This is a genomic window from Chryseolinea soli (assembly GCF_003589925.1).
Lineage (GTDB): Bacteria > Bacteroidota > Bacteroidia > Cytophagales > Cyclobacteriaceae > Chryseolinea > Chryseolinea soli.
Genome location: NZ_CP032382.1, coordinates 6126026 through 6143330, shown reverse-complemented (window position 1 = coordinate 6143330; position 17305 = coordinate 6126026). Strand labels below are relative to the sequence as shown.

Annotated in this window: 13 protein-coding genes; 8 read left to right on the top strand and 5 right to left on the bottom strand. The window is 50.5% G+C overall.

The window, feature by feature from the left end; all coding sequences use genetic code 11:
- The first annotated feature begins 14 nt into the window (after positions 1 to 14).
- The gene (locus tag D4L85_RS25705; RefSeq protein ID WP_119756995.1) at positions 15 to 2168 is read left to right on the top strand and encodes an AAA family ATPase; all 2154 of its coding nucleotides are present in this window, start codon (positions 15 to 17) and stop codon (positions 2166 to 2168) included.
- Positions 2168 to 2992 (top strand): HNH endonuclease signature motif containing protein, encoded by an 825-nt coding sequence (locus D4L85_RS25700; protein WP_119756994.1) that lies wholly within the window; start codon positions 2168 to 2170, stop codon positions 2990 to 2992. The genes D4L85_RS25705 and D4L85_RS25700 overlap by 1 nt, the downstream gene beginning before the upstream one ends.
- A gap of 4 nt (positions 2993 to 2996) precedes the next feature.
- Here the strand turns inward: D4L85_RS25700 and D4L85_RS25695 are convergent, their stop codons facing one another.
- Positions 2997 to 5285 (bottom strand): DUF7133 domain-containing protein, encoded by a 2289-nt coding sequence (locus D4L85_RS25695; protein ID WP_119756993.1) that lies wholly within the window; start codon positions 5283 to 5285, stop codon positions 2997 to 2999.
- A gap of 291 nt (positions 5286 to 5576) precedes the next feature.
- Between D4L85_RS25695 and D4L85_RS25690 the strand changes: the two genes are divergently transcribed.
- Positions 5577 to 6605 (top strand): sugar phosphate isomerase/epimerase family protein, encoded by a 1029-nt coding sequence (locus tag D4L85_RS25690; protein WP_228450630.1) that lies wholly within the window; start codon positions 5577 to 5579, stop codon positions 6603 to 6605.
- A gap of 11 nt (positions 6606 to 6616) precedes the next feature.
- Here D4L85_RS25690 and D4L85_RS25685 read toward each other — a convergent pair whose 3' ends face one another.
- Positions 6617 to 8584: a glycoside hydrolase family 97 protein gene (locus D4L85_RS25685; RefSeq protein ID WP_119756992.1), complete on the bottom strand. Its 1968-nt coding sequence runs from the start codon at positions 8582 to 8584 to the stop codon at positions 6617 to 6619.
- 84 nt (positions 8585 to 8668) lie between these two features.
- Positions 8669 to 9190, bottom strand: a complete 522-nt coding sequence (locus D4L85_RS25680; RefSeq protein WP_174236172.1) for a hypothetical protein — start codon at positions 9188 to 9190, stop codon at positions 8669 to 8671.
- Positions 9191 to 9417: 227 nt separating this feature from the next.
- On the opposite strand from D4L85_RS25680, the gene D4L85_RS25675 reads away from it, so the two are divergent.
- The 5 genes from D4L85_RS25675 (at position 9418) to D4L85_RS25655 (ending at position 15765) form a co-directional block, all read left to right on the top strand.
- Positions 9418 to 10149, top strand: a complete 732-nt coding sequence (locus tag D4L85_RS25675; RefSeq protein ID WP_119756991.1) for an ImuA family protein — start codon at positions 9418 to 9420, stop codon at positions 10147 to 10149.
- Between the two features lies 1 nt (position 10150).
- On the top strand, positions 10151 to 11683 hold the full coding sequence (locus D4L85_RS25670; protein ID WP_119756990.1) for a Y-family DNA polymerase: 1533 nt from the start codon (positions 10151 to 10153) through the stop codon (positions 11681 to 11683).
- 5 nt (positions 11684 to 11688) lie between these two features.
- Positions 11689 to 14910: an error-prone DNA polymerase gene (locus D4L85_RS25665; RefSeq protein ID WP_119756989.1), complete on the top strand. Its 3222-nt coding sequence runs from the start codon at positions 11689 to 11691 to the stop codon at positions 14908 to 14910.
- A gap of 145 nt (positions 14911 to 15055) precedes the next feature.
- The gene (locus tag D4L85_RS25660) at positions 15056 to 15304 is read left to right on the top strand and encodes a type II toxin-antitoxin system HicA family toxin (protein WP_119756988.1); all 249 of its coding nucleotides are present in this window, start codon (positions 15056 to 15058) and stop codon (positions 15302 to 15304) included.
- A gap of 68 nt (positions 15305 to 15372) precedes the next feature.
- A complete protein-coding gene (locus D4L85_RS25655) occupies positions 15373 to 15765 on the top strand; it encodes a type II toxin-antitoxin system HicB family antitoxin (protein ID WP_119756987.1) in 393 nt (130 codons plus the stop codon).
- Here D4L85_RS25655 and D4L85_RS25650 read toward each other — a convergent pair whose 3' ends face one another.
- Positions 15766 to 16269 (bottom strand): hypothetical protein, encoded by a 504-nt coding sequence (locus D4L85_RS25650; protein WP_160144001.1) that lies wholly within the window; start codon positions 16267 to 16269, stop codon positions 15766 to 15768.
- Positions 16270 to 16411: 142 nt separating this feature from the next.
- Complete coding sequence (locus tag D4L85_RS25645) at positions 16412 to 17224, bottom strand: RHS repeat domain-containing protein (protein WP_119756985.1); 813 nt, start codon at positions 17222 to 17224, stop codon at positions 16412 to 16414.
- Between the last annotated feature and the right edge of the window lie 81 nt (positions 17225 to 17305).

Genomic DNA, 17305 nt, shown 5'->3' with positions numbered 1-17305 from the left:
ATCCATTCCATCTCATGATACCGATCAAGCGACAATCTCCTCCATCTTTTCTCACGAGCGACCGCGTGCAGGCCGCAAAAGAAGCCTTGCGAAGCAGCTATGAAAAGACCACCAGACAGGAAAGATTGAAATTCGATTTTTCGTTGTTGGGCGAACTGAAATCGGACCTCGATAAACTGTGCAAGGGGAAATGTGTGTATTGTGAGTCCCGTATCGAATCCGTAGGCCCGGGGAACGTGGATAATTTCAGACCGAAATCGGGAGCGAGAGGATTGACCCAATCCTATGCTCCTTTGCATTATTGGTGGCTTGCATACGAATGGGACAATCTATTGCTCGCTTGCGAAATGTGTAGTCACAAATATAAACGAGATTATTTCCCGCTGGAGAATGAGAGCGCCCGGGCGCCGGTGGGAGCCCTGGGAACGGAACTGGCAAAGGAAAATCCATTACTCATAGACCCGGCCTCCGATGTCATCGAAAGCCACCTGGAATTCGAAGAGACCGGTTTGATCAGGTCGATCAGCACCAAAGGTAAAGTGACCATTGATATCCTGGGACTTAATCGGGAGGACTTGGTAGCGCGCCGAAGGCAATCCGGGAGCAACCTCCTGAATAGGCTCGAAACCTTGATCGATTCAAAGGATCTCACCAATCAACGGTCGGCTGAGTTGGTCGCCTTTGTTCGGGAATTGTTCTCCGACCAACCCTCACAGGAATTTGTAGCGGTGCAGCGAACCGTTTTCGATGCCTGGTATGAAAATAATGCTTCTCTTTGGGAGAACGTAAAATCCATCCACAACGATCCATCAAAAAAGCACCAGCAATCAAAGAAACCCCTGACGGAAAGTTACCAGGAAAACATGCAGGAAGTAAGCCAGCAGTTGTCGGCGATCAAGCGTTTTTCAATCAAATCCATCACGATTGAGAATTTTCGCTCGATCGACAATTTGGTATTAGACGTATTGCCGGTCAATGATCAGGAAAGCCGTGAATCATGGCTCTTACTACTGGGCGACAATGGCATTGGAAAAAGCTCCGTTCTTCAAGCCGTGGCGATGACGTTGGCCGGAAAAAAACAACTGGCAAAACTTCAGCTCGACGTACACGATTTTCTAAAAAAGGGAACGGGCAGTGGAAAAGTGATCATACAAAGTTACGAACATGACAAGCCCGTGGAACTTCATTTCGACGCCAACGGGTTTAGAACGGACTTGGAAGAAGCTTTGAGCTTTGTTCTGGCCTATGGCTCTACCCGGCTGTTGCCCAAGGGCAACATTCAACCTGACCGGCAAAAAGAGCCCTACCTAAACGTACGTAACCTTTTCGACTACAGCACGGCCTTGAACGACGCGCGACAATGGTTAAGAACCATTAATCAAACCAACCCGGTAGAGTTTGCCGATCGCGTAGCCCCCGCGCTTTTTGACCTGCTTGCTTTACGCGGCGATGATGAAGTCTGGATCGATGGCGACGAGGTGTGTATCCGTCAATTTGGGGACGATCAGGAACTGGAGAGCAACAGCGATGGCTATAAAAATGTTGTTGCCATTGCCGCCGACATGATGCAAACCCTTTCCGTGGAAAGCGCCAATTATCACAACTCCTACGGCATCGTCTTAATAGATGAACTGGGAAACCATCTACATCCCCGGTGGCGAATGCAAATCGTAAGCGCCCTCCGCAAGGCCTTTCCAAAACTTCAATTCATTGTGACCACCCATGAGCCGCTTTGCCTCAGAGGCCTATCGCATGGCGAAGTGGTCGTTCTGGCACGGGACCCATTAAACAAAATTGTTGCGTTAGACCGCAAGGTTCTGCCGGATCACAACCTGTTGCGCATCGATCAATTGCTAACGTCCGATTTGTTCGGATTGATCAACGTCCTGGACGACGCCACCGAGAAAATGTATGCGGACTACTACAAACTATTGAGTAAACGCGAATCCGATCGAACCGAGGAAGAAAAGAAACAGATCTCCGATTTCTCAAAAAGGCTGTCGGAAAAAGAGCTACTGGGCAGTTCGCCTTTGATGCAGGCGCTTTTTCAAACCATCAACGAAAATTTCGCTCAAAAAATAAGAGAGGAAGGATTTAGCACGCATCTGAAGCTAAAAGAAGATAGCGTTGCAGCAGCTAAGGAATACCTGAAAACCGTAGAGTGGTAATGATTCACATAAAAAAACCAAAAGCGCCCGAGTGGCTCGTCGATCCCAATGGAAAATGGTGCGAAGAAACCAAGAAGGCCATTGCGCACTATAAGAGCGGTGCAACAGAAGCATACGATTTTCAAATGTATAACGATGTAAATTTAAAAAATGAACTAAAGAAGATCTTCGTCAAATGCGCCTATTGCGAAACCAGCTATGGCGCGGTATACGATGGCGATGTTGAACATTTCCGGCCGAAAGGACGTGTAAACGAAAAGAAACCCCAAACCCCAGGCTACTATTGGCTTGCAAACGACTGGGACAATTTGCTGTTGGCTTGTCAGCATTGCAACCAACGGCGACAGCATATACTTTATGGAACTACGAAGTTAGAAGGCTATGGAAAGTTGGACCAGTTTCCGTTACAAGATGAAGCAAAAAGAGCCGGTGATATTCCTGACATCCCAAAGGAGGAAGCCGCCCGGTTGTTACTCAATCCGTGTATCGACCTCCCCGAGGATCACCTGGAATACGAGCCGACAGAAGGCGTCGTCCGGGCCAAGACCGCCATGGGGGAGGCGTCGATAAAAGTTTACGCACTTCAAAGGCCCCTCCTCGTACAAGAAAGAAAGAAAATGTTGATCCTTTTATTCGAACAAATTTGGCGGGTAAAGGAAGCGTTGGTCAAATCGCAAAACGACAATTCCGAAACCCAAAAAGAAATTTTTCTCCGTGAGTTTAAAAATCTTATAAACTATGGCAGTGCCACGTCACTCTATTCAGGAATGTGTCGCTTTTTTATAAGGCAATTCCTGAAAGAAAATGATTTGGGTACCATCTAATTTTTTATTTCTCAGCAGCCTTATCCAGCTCCTCCCACGTCCACGGTGCCTTCCGGCCATTGGATTCCTCGCGGATCTTCTTGACCTCTTCCGGTTTCACTAAGATCCGGTTCGCAAACTCTTCGCCGATACTGCCCGGGAATCGCCTCTCCGAAAGCCCGATATCATAACGCAAATAGCTGAGCACGGAAGCAATCCACGCATCGTTGTTTGCGCCCATGGCGACCATGTTCTCCGAATAGGTTTTGCCATCGACGGGCCCCGTTAAACCATGCAGCAGGATGCGGACCATGGCGTCTTTTTTCCGGGAATAGCGTTGAAAATTACCCGCCAGTGGCGGCGCCAGTTTTGTGGGCACACCTTTGCCTTCGGCACCGTGACAGGTCGCGCACAACGAATTGAAGATCGCCGCGCCATCCGCCACCAGCTTCCGGCTTTCAGGATTCAACGATCCCATCTTCGCGCCAAGCTTTTTGATGTCCTCTGTTTTGATCAAGGCCTTCTCTGCACTGGCGATCATTTGATTGCCCTGGTTTTTGGACAGCATATCGTCGGCTATGGCCTTGGCTTTTGGGGATTTACTTCTAGAGAGAGAAAGGACAAGTTGTATGCGCACGTCATAGTCAGCGTCGTCTTTCAGCGGTTCCAGTGCTTCGATCACGTCCTCATCGCCATTTTTCAAATACGGCTCGCTGATCCAAACGGCTGTCTTTCTCACCTGCGCGTCATCATCCTCCAACGCCTCCGACAACACGTCTTTGTCCATCGCATCCAAGCCCGACAAGGTCCACAACGCGTGGATGCGCCCCACAGCGGAAGGCTCTTCGGCCAATGGTCCTTTTTTGCCGGCAGCGATCTTCTTCAGATCTTCCACCACCGACTTGTCGCCACGCAGAACAAGTTCTTTTTGTGCATTGTCGCGCCACCAGCCATTGGGGTGATCCAGATAGGCCACCAGTTGGGCGGGTGTTTCGTCCAGCATGTGGGGTTTGGGGCCGCGGGTCATGCCGTCGTGCACGAGTCTCCAGATTCTTCCATGCTGAATATTCTTTTGCAAGCCAAGCCGCAGAATTTGTTTGCGCAGGTAACTGCCTTCGCCGGTCCATGTGCCTTCCTGGATGATCCCGCGGTTCATGTCCACGATATACAAACAGCCATCGGGACCGGTATACGTATTAACGGGTCTGAAATTCATGTCCAGCGACGAGATAAATTCTTCTTTGTCGTATGCATTCTGAAGCGTTCTTTTTCCATCGGTGTTGATGACCTTTGCTCTTCGGATGATGCGGGCCACCGGCTCGCCGATCAGATAGTCGCCCACCAATGTCTTAGGAAGACGATCGCCCCGGAAAATGGATTGGCCGTTGGCCGCCGTGAAGTGATTGAGTGTAGTGTCTTCGCGAATCCGCTTCAAACCACCCTGGATGTCCGGCGTTTTGATGATCGGCCACACGGCGCCAAACGTGGAGTCGTTGTAGGCGTCCGCAAAATCGAGGGCGCCATACGAAGGGTTGATATGAAATCCGGAGCCTGCATTTTCTGCGCCGGCCCGGCTAAAGAAAAGTCTGCCATAGTTGTCGTGGGTCAATCCCCACTGGCCGTTCGAGCCGCTGATGAGCGAGTCGGCGTGGATCATGCCTCCCTTGTATTGGAAACGCACCGGGTCGACGGTGATGTAGATCCAGTTGTCGAGGTTCCAATCCAAGCCGCTGCGTTGGTGCTCCAGGTTTCCAAAAGCCTTTTTGTCGGTGTGATACACTTGTCTTTTCTCATCGGCGACACCGTCGTTGTTGGTGTCTTTGTACGCATACATGTCATACGTATCCGTTTCGTTCACCAACAGTTCGTTGCCCACGGCCAGGATCATGCGCGGCAACATCAGCTTGTCGATAAAGACAGAGCGCTTGTCCATCTTGCCATCGTCGTCGGTGTCTTCCAGCAACAGCACGCGACTGCCTTTTTGATGCTCGCCCGTGGTGTCAACGGTCTGCATGTAGGTTTCCATTTGCGTGACAAACATCCGGCCATTGGCATCCCACGAGATGGCCACGGGTTCGCTCAGCATGGATTCGTCGGCAACCAGCTCCATGTGATAGCCTTTTGGCAAGCGGAAAGCTTTCCGGCTTTCTTCAGGTGTCATATAGCCTGGTTTTGGATCGCTGTTCACTATGCGCGGTGAATCGAATCCGGGTTCTTCCGCAATGACTTCGGCTTCTTTTTTGGATGGGCTACACATGGTGAGGAGCACTCCGGTGGCAACAAGGGCAACGGCCAGCAATATTTCTTTTTTCATAGTTAAGGAGAATATCAACACTTGATGAATAACACGACGGCTTCTTATATCGCACAAGCCGATCTAAACAAATATAATCGAATGTTGCACTGAAAAAATTACAGGAAGTGCCGAACGGTCGAGTATTCGGGCCTTTTTATCTAAAATGTGACGAGCGGTCTTTCGGAATGAAATATTATGGACAACTTTATATACGTCGCGCTTGTCCACGTAGCAAGGAGGCGGAGCGTTGCGATGCCGCAACAAAAAACGTTGATGGGTCCTATCTTTAAAAATCAAAATGCAATCCGTATGAAAACCACCAAACCCGACCTGAAGTCATCGATTTCCCGCAAGGATTTTATCGTAAAATCGGCATTGGCCGTGACCGGTGCCGTCGTCGGAAGCCAACATGTTTTCGGCGCGCCTGCTCTATTGAAAAACCTGGGTAAGCCCAATTCCAAATTCAACGGCGTTCAACTGGGCGTCATCACCTATTCGTTCCGGAGCCTTCCCACCAGCGCCGAACAAGTTTTAAAATACTGCGTCGACGCCAATGTCAGCGCCATCGAATTGATGGGCACCACCGCCGAAGCTTTTGCTGGTGCGCCCAACGCCTCGACGGAACCGATGAAGCCATTCCCTTCCGGACCACGCCCCGAACTCACGGACGAACAAAAAGCAGAACGCGCCGCAAAAGCAGCTGAACTTGCCAAGTGGCGGGCAGGTGTTTCCCTCGATAAATTCAAACAACTCCGGAAAATGTATAGCGATGCCGGCGTTTCCATCTATGCCTGGAAACCCAGTGCGCTGGATGTAAAAAATTCGGATGCCGAGATCGACTACGCTTTTCGCGTCGCAAAAGAATTGGGTGCCAGTCATATGACGGTTGAACTTCCCCAAGACCCCGAGCAAAGCAAACGCCTCGGAACCTTTGCACAGAAATATAAGATCGGCATCGGCTACCACGGCCACCTCCAACAAACCTTCACCGCATGGGACGTAGCGCTTTCACAATCGCCCTACAACGGTCTCAATTGTGACATCGGCCACTATGTTGCCGCCGGTCTCGATCCCATCCCTTTGCTAGAGGCAAAACACGATCGCATCTACAGCACGCATTTAAAAGACCGTAAATCAAAAGCCAACGGCGGCGCCAACATGCCTTGGGGAGAAGGGGATACGCCCCTTGTAGCAGCACTCCAATTGATGCGGAACAATCACTACACGTTCCCCGGCACTATTGAAATGGAGTATGATGTCCCTGCAGGTTCTGATGCCGTGAAGGAAGTGGCGAAGTGCGTGGAGTATGCGAAGAACGCTTTGGAGAAGAAGAGTTAAACAAAACAGGATTACTTCCGTGTAATCCTACAAGCTATACCACCACCCGCTGCAAGATTCAATACCAACTCATCCGATGCAGTGATCGCAAATTGTTTTTTTGTAAGATGATCCGCATTCACCGTCACATCCGGCGCATCGGAGTAGATAGTCGCCTCGTAGTGACCGGAGGAAAGGAACCTTGCCGAAATGTTTAGCGATCTCGCTTCATGATTCGTGATCGCTCCGACAAACCAATCGTTTCCTTTTCGTCGCGCCACCACAATGTATTCTCCAACCTTAGCATCCAACACTTTCGTCTCATCCCACGTCGTCGGAACTTCCTTTATAAAATCAAACCCCGGCTCCCCTTCATACGCCACCGGATAATCGCAGACCATGCCGAGATAGTTTTCAAACACCACATACAACCCCAACATATGACAGCGCGTCCCCAGCATCATGGGGCGTGTGTATTGGCGTACATATTTTCCGGGAGCAGAGGCGCGAAAGCCTCCCATGTGATAATCGGTACTTCCGGCAAGCATCCGGGTGAACGGGATCATGATGTCGTGGTCCGGAGGCAAGCCTTCTTCGTTCCATTTGTTGGTTTCATAATTCAACGTTCCTTCGCGGGTGAATTCATTCGGATAGGTCCTGCTCAAACCCGTCGGTTTGTAGGCACCATGAAACTGCACATGGAGGTGATGCGCCGCTGCTTTCTGAAGCATTTCCTGTTGCATGTTCACCATGAGCTGATCGTCGCGATCCATAAAATCGATCATCATGCCTTCCAATCCCCACTTTTCAAAAATGGCAAAGGCCGCATCCAGCTTGGGATAGAGCGCTGCCCAGTGCACCCAAACCCGGACACCAACGCCTTTCGACTTTGCATAATCGCAGACCTCTTTCATGTCGAGTCCCGGAACAGGCTTTGTCACATCCGAATGAGGACCGGGTTGGAAGCCGACGCCGTCGTCGGTATACCATTGGTGAAGGCCATATTCCACCACCGAATGATATTCCAGGCCGTTGCGTGCGCAGAAGTCGATATAATATTTTTGGGTGATGAAATTGTTGCCCGGTGCATTCAGCGTATCCGGCACCACATTGCCATTCCACCAGGGGAAGGTGGTCTTTCCGGGTTTGATCCAGCTAACATCTTTTAAAGCAAGCGGTTCATTGAGATCGGTGATCATGTTCGATTCCACCAAGGCCCCGGCGCGGTCGCTGATCAGGATCACCCTCCAGGGACTTTTGTGAGGCAACGCTGCCTTCACTTTTATTTCCTGCTGGCCGGGCAGGGGAGAGAGTACATCGCGGATCATCCCGTTTTCTTTTACCAGGTAAGCTCCTGCATAATCCACCAGTGCAGCTTCCGTGATGGCCACATAGCCTACGCCCGGAAGTTCAAACAATGTGGGCATGTCCATCAATTCGTTTTCCTTCAATCCCGATACAGGCTTTGTGGTATAGAAATTTTCGTGTGAGCTGGTATAGTTTGGCAGCAGCAACGTCCGCGCCACCGGATCTCCGTTGAACCGGAAGGTGGTTCTCTCATCGGTGAGCACGAGCGCACCCTGATCTTTCACCGACACGAATTCATAGCGAAACCCAATGCCGTCGTTAAAAGCCCTGACCACCAGGTTCACTTTGGCATCTTTTGTTTCAGACTCCAGGGGGATGATCACTTCGCGATAGGCGTCATGCACTTTTTTGGTTTTACCAACGACCAATTCATAATCCTCTACGCCGTCGCGAAATTTTGGAGGCAGTATTTTAACATGGCCGTCAAAGATCTTCCCGTTAAACGAAAGACTCACCGGACTTTTTTCAATGAGCGATTTTCCTTTATAGGCAATACTGTAAACAAGCTCCTGCTGGAGTGATGTGAATTGGAAGACGATCTTTCCATCCGGGGAGGAGAGCAAAACCGGTCGTTGTGCCGTTGAGGGAACGGTAATAGAAAAGAGCAAGAAGAGTGTTGCGAATAGTCTCATAGCGCAAGATGCTTTAAAAATAGCCAACTCCCGGTTGAGATTCTTTTCAATAAATTCCTGATAATTAGCCAGTATGACTTTCGATCATTCTTTTCTGCTAAAGTTCATATACCAATTCCATTCCCACGTCTTGCCCTTATCGGTAGAGAAGGCCTGGCTCCAAACAGGCTTGTGCGGATCGGTCTTATCCCACTGAAAAGCAACGAGAATGTCTTGCCCGTTGAAGACATCTGTATTATAAAAATAGCCGATGCTCTGATCAAAGGAACCCACCACGGGTTTGTCAAGAATACCCTTGGTAGAATCTGCCCAATATAAACTCCACAATTTTGTTTGAGGATTAAACAACCGGACGGTCATTCCTTCAAAGGGCTTTCCATCAAAGGCGGTAACAAAGTCATCGATGTTCCCCAGGCCAAGCAATACATGATACATCGTTCCTGTGGCCGTGAATTCCTGCCAATCCTTACTGTTGCTTAGCCTGGATTTCAGTTTTCGGTTCTGGATGTTCCAGGAGCCCTGTAGGAAGTCGAAGTCATTTGATGTGGACGAAGGAGCAGCGGCGATGATCAATTCTCCTGTGGGAGTGAAGGAAGGTTGGTTCATGAGTGTCTTATTTATTCAAATTTAAACGAAGCATGGGGATATCGGGCTCTAAATAAGATTTGAAATTGTATTATGCTATTAGATTAAGTAATAATATTTAAATATCTGATTATTAATATATTATAAATACCATTTTAATCTTTCTATGTTTATAATTAAACTAATATTAATAGTTTGTAAACTAATTAAATTAGTTTATTACCTTTGAACCCTGGGCCCAAAAGTTTATGACGTCTATAAAAAGAGCTGATATCATGGCGGCCTTGCAAACTGATATTCTTCGTCTGCAAGGGTTCAAACCTGTGAACAGTCCGGCTGTAGACATGGGACTTGGCCCCATAAAAGATGCCTTCCCCAATGCTACGTTTCCCTTAGGAGCCGTGCATGAATTTTTATCCTCCACGACAGAAGATGCCTCAGCTACTGGTGGATTTATGGCCGGCTTAGTGTCGTCGCTGATAGGAAAAACCGGAGCGGCGCTGTGGATCAGTTGCGCGCGAACACTTTTTCCGCCGGCACTGAAAAGCTTTGGCATACAACCCGACCGTTTCATCTTCGTCGATCTGAAGAATGAAAAGGATGTCCTCTGGGCGATGGACGAAGCCCTGAAGTGTGGCGCGCTGGCCGCGGTGGTGGGAGAGATGCAAGAGATTAGTTTCACGGCTTCGCGCCGTCTGCAACTGGCCGTCGAGCAAAGCCAGGTCACCGGTTTCATCCTGCGCAACCGCTATCGCCATCTCAACACCACCGCGTGTGTCTCGCGTTGGAAGATCACCTCGCTGCCCAGCGAACAGGTGGATGATCTGCCCGGCATCGGCTTCCCCGCGTGGCGTGTGGAACTGCTGAGAATCCGAAATGGAAGATCCGGCGTATGGGACATGCAGTGGAGAGATGGAAAACTTGTGCCCGTGTACAAATCGCTTTCCATCGCGCAAGAGCAACAACAGAAAACCGGATGAAATGGCCAGCCGCTTTGTCTCCATCTGGTTCCGTCACCTCACCACGGACTGGTTCGCCATCCGCCAACAGGCCCTTGCGAAACACTCCGGCGAAACAAAACCTTTATTAAAAGACCAGCCCTTCGTTTTGCGGGCACCCTCGCATGGCCGAATGGTGATCACCGCCGCCAATGCCATCGCCGAAAGGAAAGGCATCACCTGCGGCATGGTCCTCGCCGATGCGAGAGCGCTCTTTCCCGACCTGGAAGTGCTGGACGACAAACCTGACCTTGCCGAAAAACTACTCAAACGCCTCGCACTCTGGTGCATCCGCTTCACACCCATCGTCGCCGTCGATCCACCCGATGGCCTTCTGCTCGATGTCACAGGCTGCACACACCTTTGGGGTGGCGACGAACGCTACCTGGAGGAGATCGTCAGAAAATTAAACGCCCGGGGCTACGACGTGCGGGCCGCCATGGCGGATACCCTTGGCGTTGCGTGGGGCATGGCTCGGTATGGAAACGAGCCCCTGGTCGTGACCCCTGGCCGGCACATCGAAGCTTTGCTCCCCTTGCCACCCGAAGCCCTGCGTCTGGAGCCGGATGCCATTGAACGCCTGCACAAGCTCGGACTGCACCAGATCGGTCAATTCATCCAAATGCCCCGCGCGTCGCTAAGAAGACGCTTTGGCCCGCAGTTCACCATGCGGTTAGACATGGCCCTGGGCCAGGAAATGGAAGGCATCGTGCCCGTCGAACCCCTTGAACCTTACCAGGAGCGGTTGCCTTGTCTTGAACCGATCGTCACGGCGACCGGCATCGAGATCGCTTTGCAGCAATTGCTGGAAACGCTGTGTTTCCGGCTCCGGCAGGAACAAAAGGGACTGCGCACGGCCGTCTTCAAAGGCTATCGCGTCGATGGAAAAATCGAGCGGATCGACATTGGAACAAACCGGCCTTCGCATCACGTCACCCATCTTTTCAAACTCTTCGAGATCAAGCTGCCCACCATCGAACCGGCATTGGGCATCGAGCTCTTTGTGTTGGAAGCGCCAAAAGTGGAAGATCATTATGCACAGCAGGAACAGATGTGGGAGGGATCCGGCGGCCTGGAAGATGAGCGATTATCCGAACTGATCGATCGCCTGGCGGTCAAGGTCGGAGCACAGGCCATTCGCCGCTATGTGCCCGACGAACATTATTGGCCGGAGCGCTCCTTCAAACCTGCGGTATCGCTCCAGGAAGAATTAGCCACCCCCTGGCGGGCCGACAAACTGCGGCCCCTGCATCTCTTGCCAACACCCGAACGCATCGACGTCACGGCACCTATTCCGGACTATCCACCCATGCTGTTCCGCCACAAAGGCAAACTGCACAAGATCGTCAAGGCCGACGGACCCGAGCGCATCGAACAGGAATGGTGGCTCCAGCAAGGACAGCACCGCGACTATTACCGCGTTGAAGACGAAGAGGGCTATCGCTACTGGCTCTTCCGGTTAGGGCATTATCATGAAAAAACCTATCAGTGGTTTATCCACGGATTTTTTGCTTAAGCGTTATGGCATACACCGAACTACAAGTCACTACGAACTTCAGTTTTCTCCGGGGCGCATCACACCCCGAAGAGATGGTGGAACAAGCCTCCGTCTTCGGCCATCGCCGCATCGCCATCACCGACCGCAACACGTTTGCCGGCATTGTCCGCGCCCACGTGGCGGCAAAAAAACTGGGCATGCGCATCATTCCGGCATGTCGCCTGGACCTCGTGGATGGACCAAGTCTCTTAGCGTTTCCCACGGATGTCCAGGCCTACGCGCAAATCTCATCGCTGCTCACGCTGGGCAATCTTCGCACGGAAAAAGGTCAATGCCAGTTATACAAAGCCGATGTATACCATCATGCCGCAGGGTCGAAGTTCGTCGTGCTGCCGCCCTCGTCATTGAATGAAGTTTACGAATTCGATCCGGCTTTCAAAAAAGTGTTGCGCGAATACCGCGAAGCTTTCGGAGACCACCTCTACATCGCGGCGTCACGCGCTTATGGTGGTGACGATGCCAAACAGTTGTATCGCATCTCCCAATTGGCCACCCAACTGCACATGCCGATGGTGGCCACCAACGATGTGCACTATCATCACCCCATGCGCCGGGAGTTGCAAGACGTGGTCACCTGCGTGCGCGAAAAATGTACCATCCACACCGCGGGTTTTCGTCTGCATCCAAACGCTGAGAGATTTCTGAAGCCCATCGACGAAATGCTCCGGTTGTTCCGTCAATATCCCGACGCGATCCATCAAACCCAAGCCATCGCCGAAGCCTGCCAGTTCTCGCTGGACGAATTGAAATATCAATACCCCAAAGAGATCACCACCGATGGCCGCACACCCCAGGAAGAACTCGCCTTTCTGACCGAGGAAGGCGCCCACAAACTTTTTGGAGAACACATCCCCGAAAAGATCAAAGCCGCCATTGCCTATGAGCTGGCATTTATGGAACGGATGAATTATGCCGAGTATTTTCTTACGGTCTATGACATCGTGCGCTATGCGCGGAAGCAGGGGATTCTTTGCCAGGGACGAGGGTCGGCCGCGAACTCCACCGTGTGTTACTGCCTGGGCATCACCTCGGTGGACCCCTCAAAGTTCGACCTGCTGTTTGAGCGGTTCATTTCCTCGGCGCGCAACGAGCCCCCGGACATCGATGTGGACTTCGAGCACGAAAGGCGTGAGGAAGTCATGCAATATATCTTTGGGAAATACGGTCGCAACCGGGCGGCGATTGTCGCCACAGTCACCCAACAACATCACAAAGGTGCGATCCGCGATGTAGGCAAGGCCATGGGGCTATCGGTCGACACCGTCAATCGCCTTTCCGGTCTGATCTGGGATTTTGCCGACGAAGGCTTCGACCGCAACCGGATCACCAGCCAGGGACTGAACCCGGACGACCCCACACTCCAAAAAGTATTACGGCTCACGGCACAGTTCATGGGCTTTCCCCGTCAACTGGGGCAGCACACCGGCGGCTTTGTCATCACCCAGGGTGAGCTCTCGCATCTCTGTCCCATCCTGAATGCGCGCATGGAAGACCGCACTTGTATTGAATGGAACAAAGACGACATCGATGCCCTCGGCTTTCTGAAAATAGACGTGCTGGCCCTGGGCATGCTCACCTGCATCCGCAAAGCGTTCGACCTCGTGAAGAACCACTACGGCCGCGAGCTCACGCTGGCCAACATCCCACAAGACGATCCCGCAGTCTACGAGATGGTGGGCCATGCCGACACCATCGGTGTGTTCCAGATCGAAAGCCGCGCACAACAATCCATGCTGCCGCGATTAAAGCCGAAGTGTTTCTATGACCTGGTCATCGAAGTAGCGATCGTACGCCCCGGCCCCATCCAGGGCGACATGGTGCATCCTTATCTGCGCCGCCGGAACGGGGAGGAGCCCATAGATTATCCCTCAAAAGAGCTGGAGGAAATCCTGGGTAGAACACTAGGCATCCCGTTGTTTCAGGAGCAGGCCATGAAGATCGCCATCGTCGCCGCAGGTTTCACCCCGGCCGAAGCCGACGAACTGCGCCGGAGCATGGCCACCTTCAAAGCAAAGGGTGTGATCGCCAACTTCGAGAAAAAGTTGATCACCGGCATGACCAGCAAGGGGTATACGGAAGAATACGCACGCCGCGTATTCAAACAATTGGAAGGATTCGGCAGCTATGGCTTCCCGGAGAGTCACGCCGTCAGCTTTGCTTTGTTGGTCTATGTTTCCTCGTGGCTCAAGTGTTATTACCCGGATGTGTTTGCCTGCGCCCTGCTCAACAGCATGCCCATGGGTTTCTACCAACCCGCACAGATCATCATCGACGCTCAAAAACACGGTGTCGACGTACGCCCTGTGGACATCAACGATTCCAACTGGGACAACCGCCTGGAGGCGAGATCGGGGAAGCCTTGTGCTTTGCGTTTGGGGTTTCGCCAGGTGAAAGGTCTTCGCGAGGAAGATATGCAGTTGCTGACCGAAAGCAGAAAAGACGGCTATACCTCCATCCACCAACTTCGCGAAACCGGGCTCACCGAAGCAGCGCTGGAGAAATTAGCCGACGCCGATGCGTTCCGGTCCATTGACCACGACCGGCGAAGGGCATTGTGGGAAGTCTCCACAAAGGACCAACCGCTGGCGCTCTTTTCCGGTCAGTCTCCCGACAATGTCGCCGAGGAAAAAATAAAACTTCCCACCATGGCTTTGTCCGAACATGTGGTGCATGATTATGCCGCGATGTCGTTGTCTTTAAAAGCACATCCGGTGAGCTTTGTCCGTGAAGAGCTCAACAGGTTTCATGTACGCCCCGTTTCTGCGCTGGAGAATGCAAAGAATGGAGATAGAGTGAAAGTCGCGGGGCTTATCCTTGTGCGGCAAAGACCCGGCACGGCAAGCGGCATCTGCTTCATCACTATTGAAGACGAAACGGGAACATCGAACCTCGTGGTCTTTCAAAAGTTGTTTGACCAATATCGAAAAGAGATCATCCAATCCCGCTTGCTCATGGTCGAAGGCCAACTGCAACGGGAAGGGGAGGTGATCCACGTGATCGTCAGGCGTTGCTATAATTTCTCGGGATTATTGCGAAAGCTCACCGCATGGAAAGATGAAGACTTGTCATTGACGCCCTTGTCGCGTTCGGATGAGAAGACTTCGCCTTTTTTGGTGAAGAAGAAAACAGAGGAACAGGAGGTGGTGCAGGGGAAGATCTTTCCGGAGGGGAGGAATTTCAGATAGACTGATGTGACATTTCAATATGGAAAATGTTGATATACAAGTGGCTATATTTTTGCAACTAATTTTCGGTTGCATTTGCGACTGAAAATTAGTTACTTAGTATCGCACCCTTAGCTTTAACAATTTTGAAACCGATAGCCAGAAAATGGAAAGATTTGAGAAATTAATTGAAAGGCTTTTATCCCGGCCGACAGACTTTACCTGGGCAGAGTTACAAACAGTTATGAAGAAATTTGGATACACTGAAAAAAAGGCAAGGGGATCAGGCAGAAAATTCATTAACACTAAAACGGGGCATATTTTAAGTTTACATAAGCCTCATCCAGGTAAGATTTTAAAACCATATGTAATAGAAAACGTCATTAACAAATTGATCGAAAGTGGTATAATCTGATGAAAAGACTGGCTTTGTTTTCAGAGTGCAGTCCATTTTAGCTACAGTAACAACAAAAAATTAGAGATATGGATAATATGCTAGATTACAATGGTTACAAGGGCACGGTTGAGTTCAGCCTTAAAGATCAGGTATTCTATGGACAAATATTCGGCATAAATGATACCGTAATGTACGAAGGTTCAAGTGTTAAAGAACTTCAAAAAATGTTTAGAGAAGCTGTGGACGACTATCTTGAAACCTGTAAAGAAATGGGAAAGGAGCCCGAACGGGCTTTCAAAGGAAGTTTCAATATCAGGATTAACCCCGAATTGCATAGGTTGGCAGCGCTCAAAGCCGTGGCGGCTAAAATGTCGTTAAACGAATTCGTTGAAAATGCTATAGCCGGCAGTTTAAAAAGCGTCGAAAGTGTTTCAGTTCGAACCAAGGTTAGTTCAAAAAAAAGCAAGTCAAGAAGCTAGTTACGACTTGCGTCTGAAAAAATCTCCCAAAACCCTTCCTGCAAAATCGTAAGCCGATTCGATGCGAAGGCCCATTTCAAGATCGCCGCCGATATCATATTTGCCCATGAGTTCGTTAAAGCCAATGATGGCAATAACATTCCGGGGATCGGCCGTTTCAACCACCCAAAGCTCTCCGTCGATCAGGCCTGAGTGTCCTGTCACCCAAGCATCCCATCCACCTTCCGTGCGTTTCGTTTTCAGGATCAACGTATACTTGGCCTGCACATCCGGCATCTCGACGATGGCGTATCGCTTAAAGCTTTTGATGAAGGCAGGCTCATACAGCCGGGTGCGGTCACTATACCATTTTTTCACCAACTCAGCTCCCTTGGCCGGGTCCTTGACTTTCCACCGGTCTTCGAGATCGGTCAGGAACCGGGATTCATCAACATTACGCCCAACGAGCATACTGTCGTAAGCAAAGGTGATGTTGAATGATTTTTCTTTTTTTACGTCTTTCATACTGCCGGAAAGCAGTTTCGGATAATGCGCTTGTTGAGCCCATAACACATGCGAAGAAAGAATAAACAGGAAGAAGAATTTTTTCATTTTACAGATCGAAGCAGGTTACAATTTCAAAAAATATAGGGTTTCAAAAGTCAATTCAAAAGCAATCATACGTCATGATATCGGTGGTGACATCGCTTTTTGCGTCGGTTTGTATGCGCACGGATGTCGGGTAGCCATCGGGGTTGTATTGATAAGAGCATGTGCGGAGGATGACACCATTTGATGAAACATAGGCGTCCTTGGTACTATTGTGTTGACTTGGTATTGGGAGCTGCAGCATGGTGATAAAGTTTCCTTCAATCCAATCGAGCAGCACGGGGACCTGGTCGAAATTTGCTTCCACGCGGGGATTCTTCTTATTGTCGAAGGCCAGGTATTGCCGCGTCAACCCCTCGGGCAGTCCCATTGGTTTTGCGTATTGTTTGACAACATTTCCCACCGCGTCGTATTCAAACCGCTCGTATTGTCCGATATCGTCGGTGATGGAATCCAGCCTCCCCTGATCATCATAATGGTAGTAATACTGCGCATATTGTTCGAAGGATGCATCCGGAGTTTTCCGGGTGAATACGATGCTCGTCGCCGGCTTCCCGGCCTGATAGGCATATTCGACATAAGCATTTCCCTGCATCAATTTAACAACCCGGTGATCGGCGTCGTATTGGATGGAGCAGATGATGTCCGGCTTATTTCCATTGGAATAACGGATCGTTATCGGCCAGTGCTGGGCATCGCGGTCGAAAGTGATGGACCTCCCATTTGACGTACCGCTTTTCAAAACACACGTTTTTAAATTCTGTCCATTGGAGGGCTGTTGCTCCACGGGGTCATGGTCTTTGGAGCAGGTGACAAAAACAACGAAAAGCAGACAGGAGAACCGTTTTAACAACCCGGGAATAGATTTCATAGTAACTGGATACAGATGTCAAACCTTCCTGGCAACGGTTATTTCCCGCGGAGAGCTCCAGAGAGAACCCGCAAGATAAGA

What these genes read in the sequence shown, in the direction of transcription:
- D4L85_RS25680 (WP_174236172.1), bottom strand. Translation starts at nt 9,190, where the DNA reads ATGAACCAACCTTCCTTCACTCCCACAGGAGAATTGATCATCGCCGCT.
- D4L85_RS25690 (WP_228450630.1), top strand. Translation starts at nt 5,577, where the DNA reads ATGAAAACCACCAAACCCGACCTGAAGTCATCGATTTCCCGCAAGGAT.
- D4L85_RS25645 (WP_119756985.1), bottom strand. Translation starts at nt 17,224, where the DNA reads ATGAAATCTATTCCCGGGTTGTTAAAACGGTTCTCCTGTCTGCTTTTC.
- D4L85_RS25655 (WP_119756987.1), top strand. Translation starts at nt 15,373, where the DNA reads ATGGATAATATGCTAGATTACAATGGTTACAAGGGCACGGTTGAGTTC.
- D4L85_RS25660 (WP_119756988.1), top strand. Translation starts at nt 15,056, where the DNA reads ATGGAAAGATTTGAGAAATTAATTGAAAGGCTTTTATCCCGGCCGACA.
- D4L85_RS25700 (WP_119756994.1), top strand. Translation starts at nt 2,168, where the DNA reads ATGATTCACATAAAAAAACCAAAAGCGCCCGAGTGGCTCGTCGATCCC.
- D4L85_RS25695 (WP_119756993.1), bottom strand. Translation starts at nt 5,285, where the DNA reads ATGAAAAAAGAAATATTGCTGGCCGTTGCCCTTGTTGCCACCGGAGTG.
- D4L85_RS25705 (WP_119756995.1), top strand. Translation starts at nt 15, where the DNA reads ATGATACCGATCAAGCGACAATCTCCTCCATCTTTTCTCACGAGCGAC.
- D4L85_RS25685 (WP_119756992.1), bottom strand. Translation starts at nt 8,584, where the DNA reads ATGAGACTATTCGCAACACTCTTCTTGCTCTTTTCTATTACCGTTCCC.
- D4L85_RS25665 (WP_119756989.1), top strand. Translation starts at nt 11,689, where the DNA reads ATGGCATACACCGAACTACAAGTCACTACGAACTTCAGTTTTCTCCGG.
- D4L85_RS25650 (WP_160144001.1), bottom strand. Translation starts at nt 16,269, where the DNA reads ATGAAAGACGTAAAAAAAGAAAAATCATTCAACATCACCTTTGCTTAC.
- D4L85_RS25670 (WP_119756990.1), top strand. Translation starts at nt 10,151, where the DNA reads ATGGCCAGCCGCTTTGTCTCCATCTGGTTCCGTCACCTCACCACGGAC.
- D4L85_RS25675 (WP_119756991.1), top strand. Translation starts at nt 9,418, where the DNA reads ATGACGTCTATAAAAAGAGCTGATATCATGGCGGCCTTGCAAACTGAT.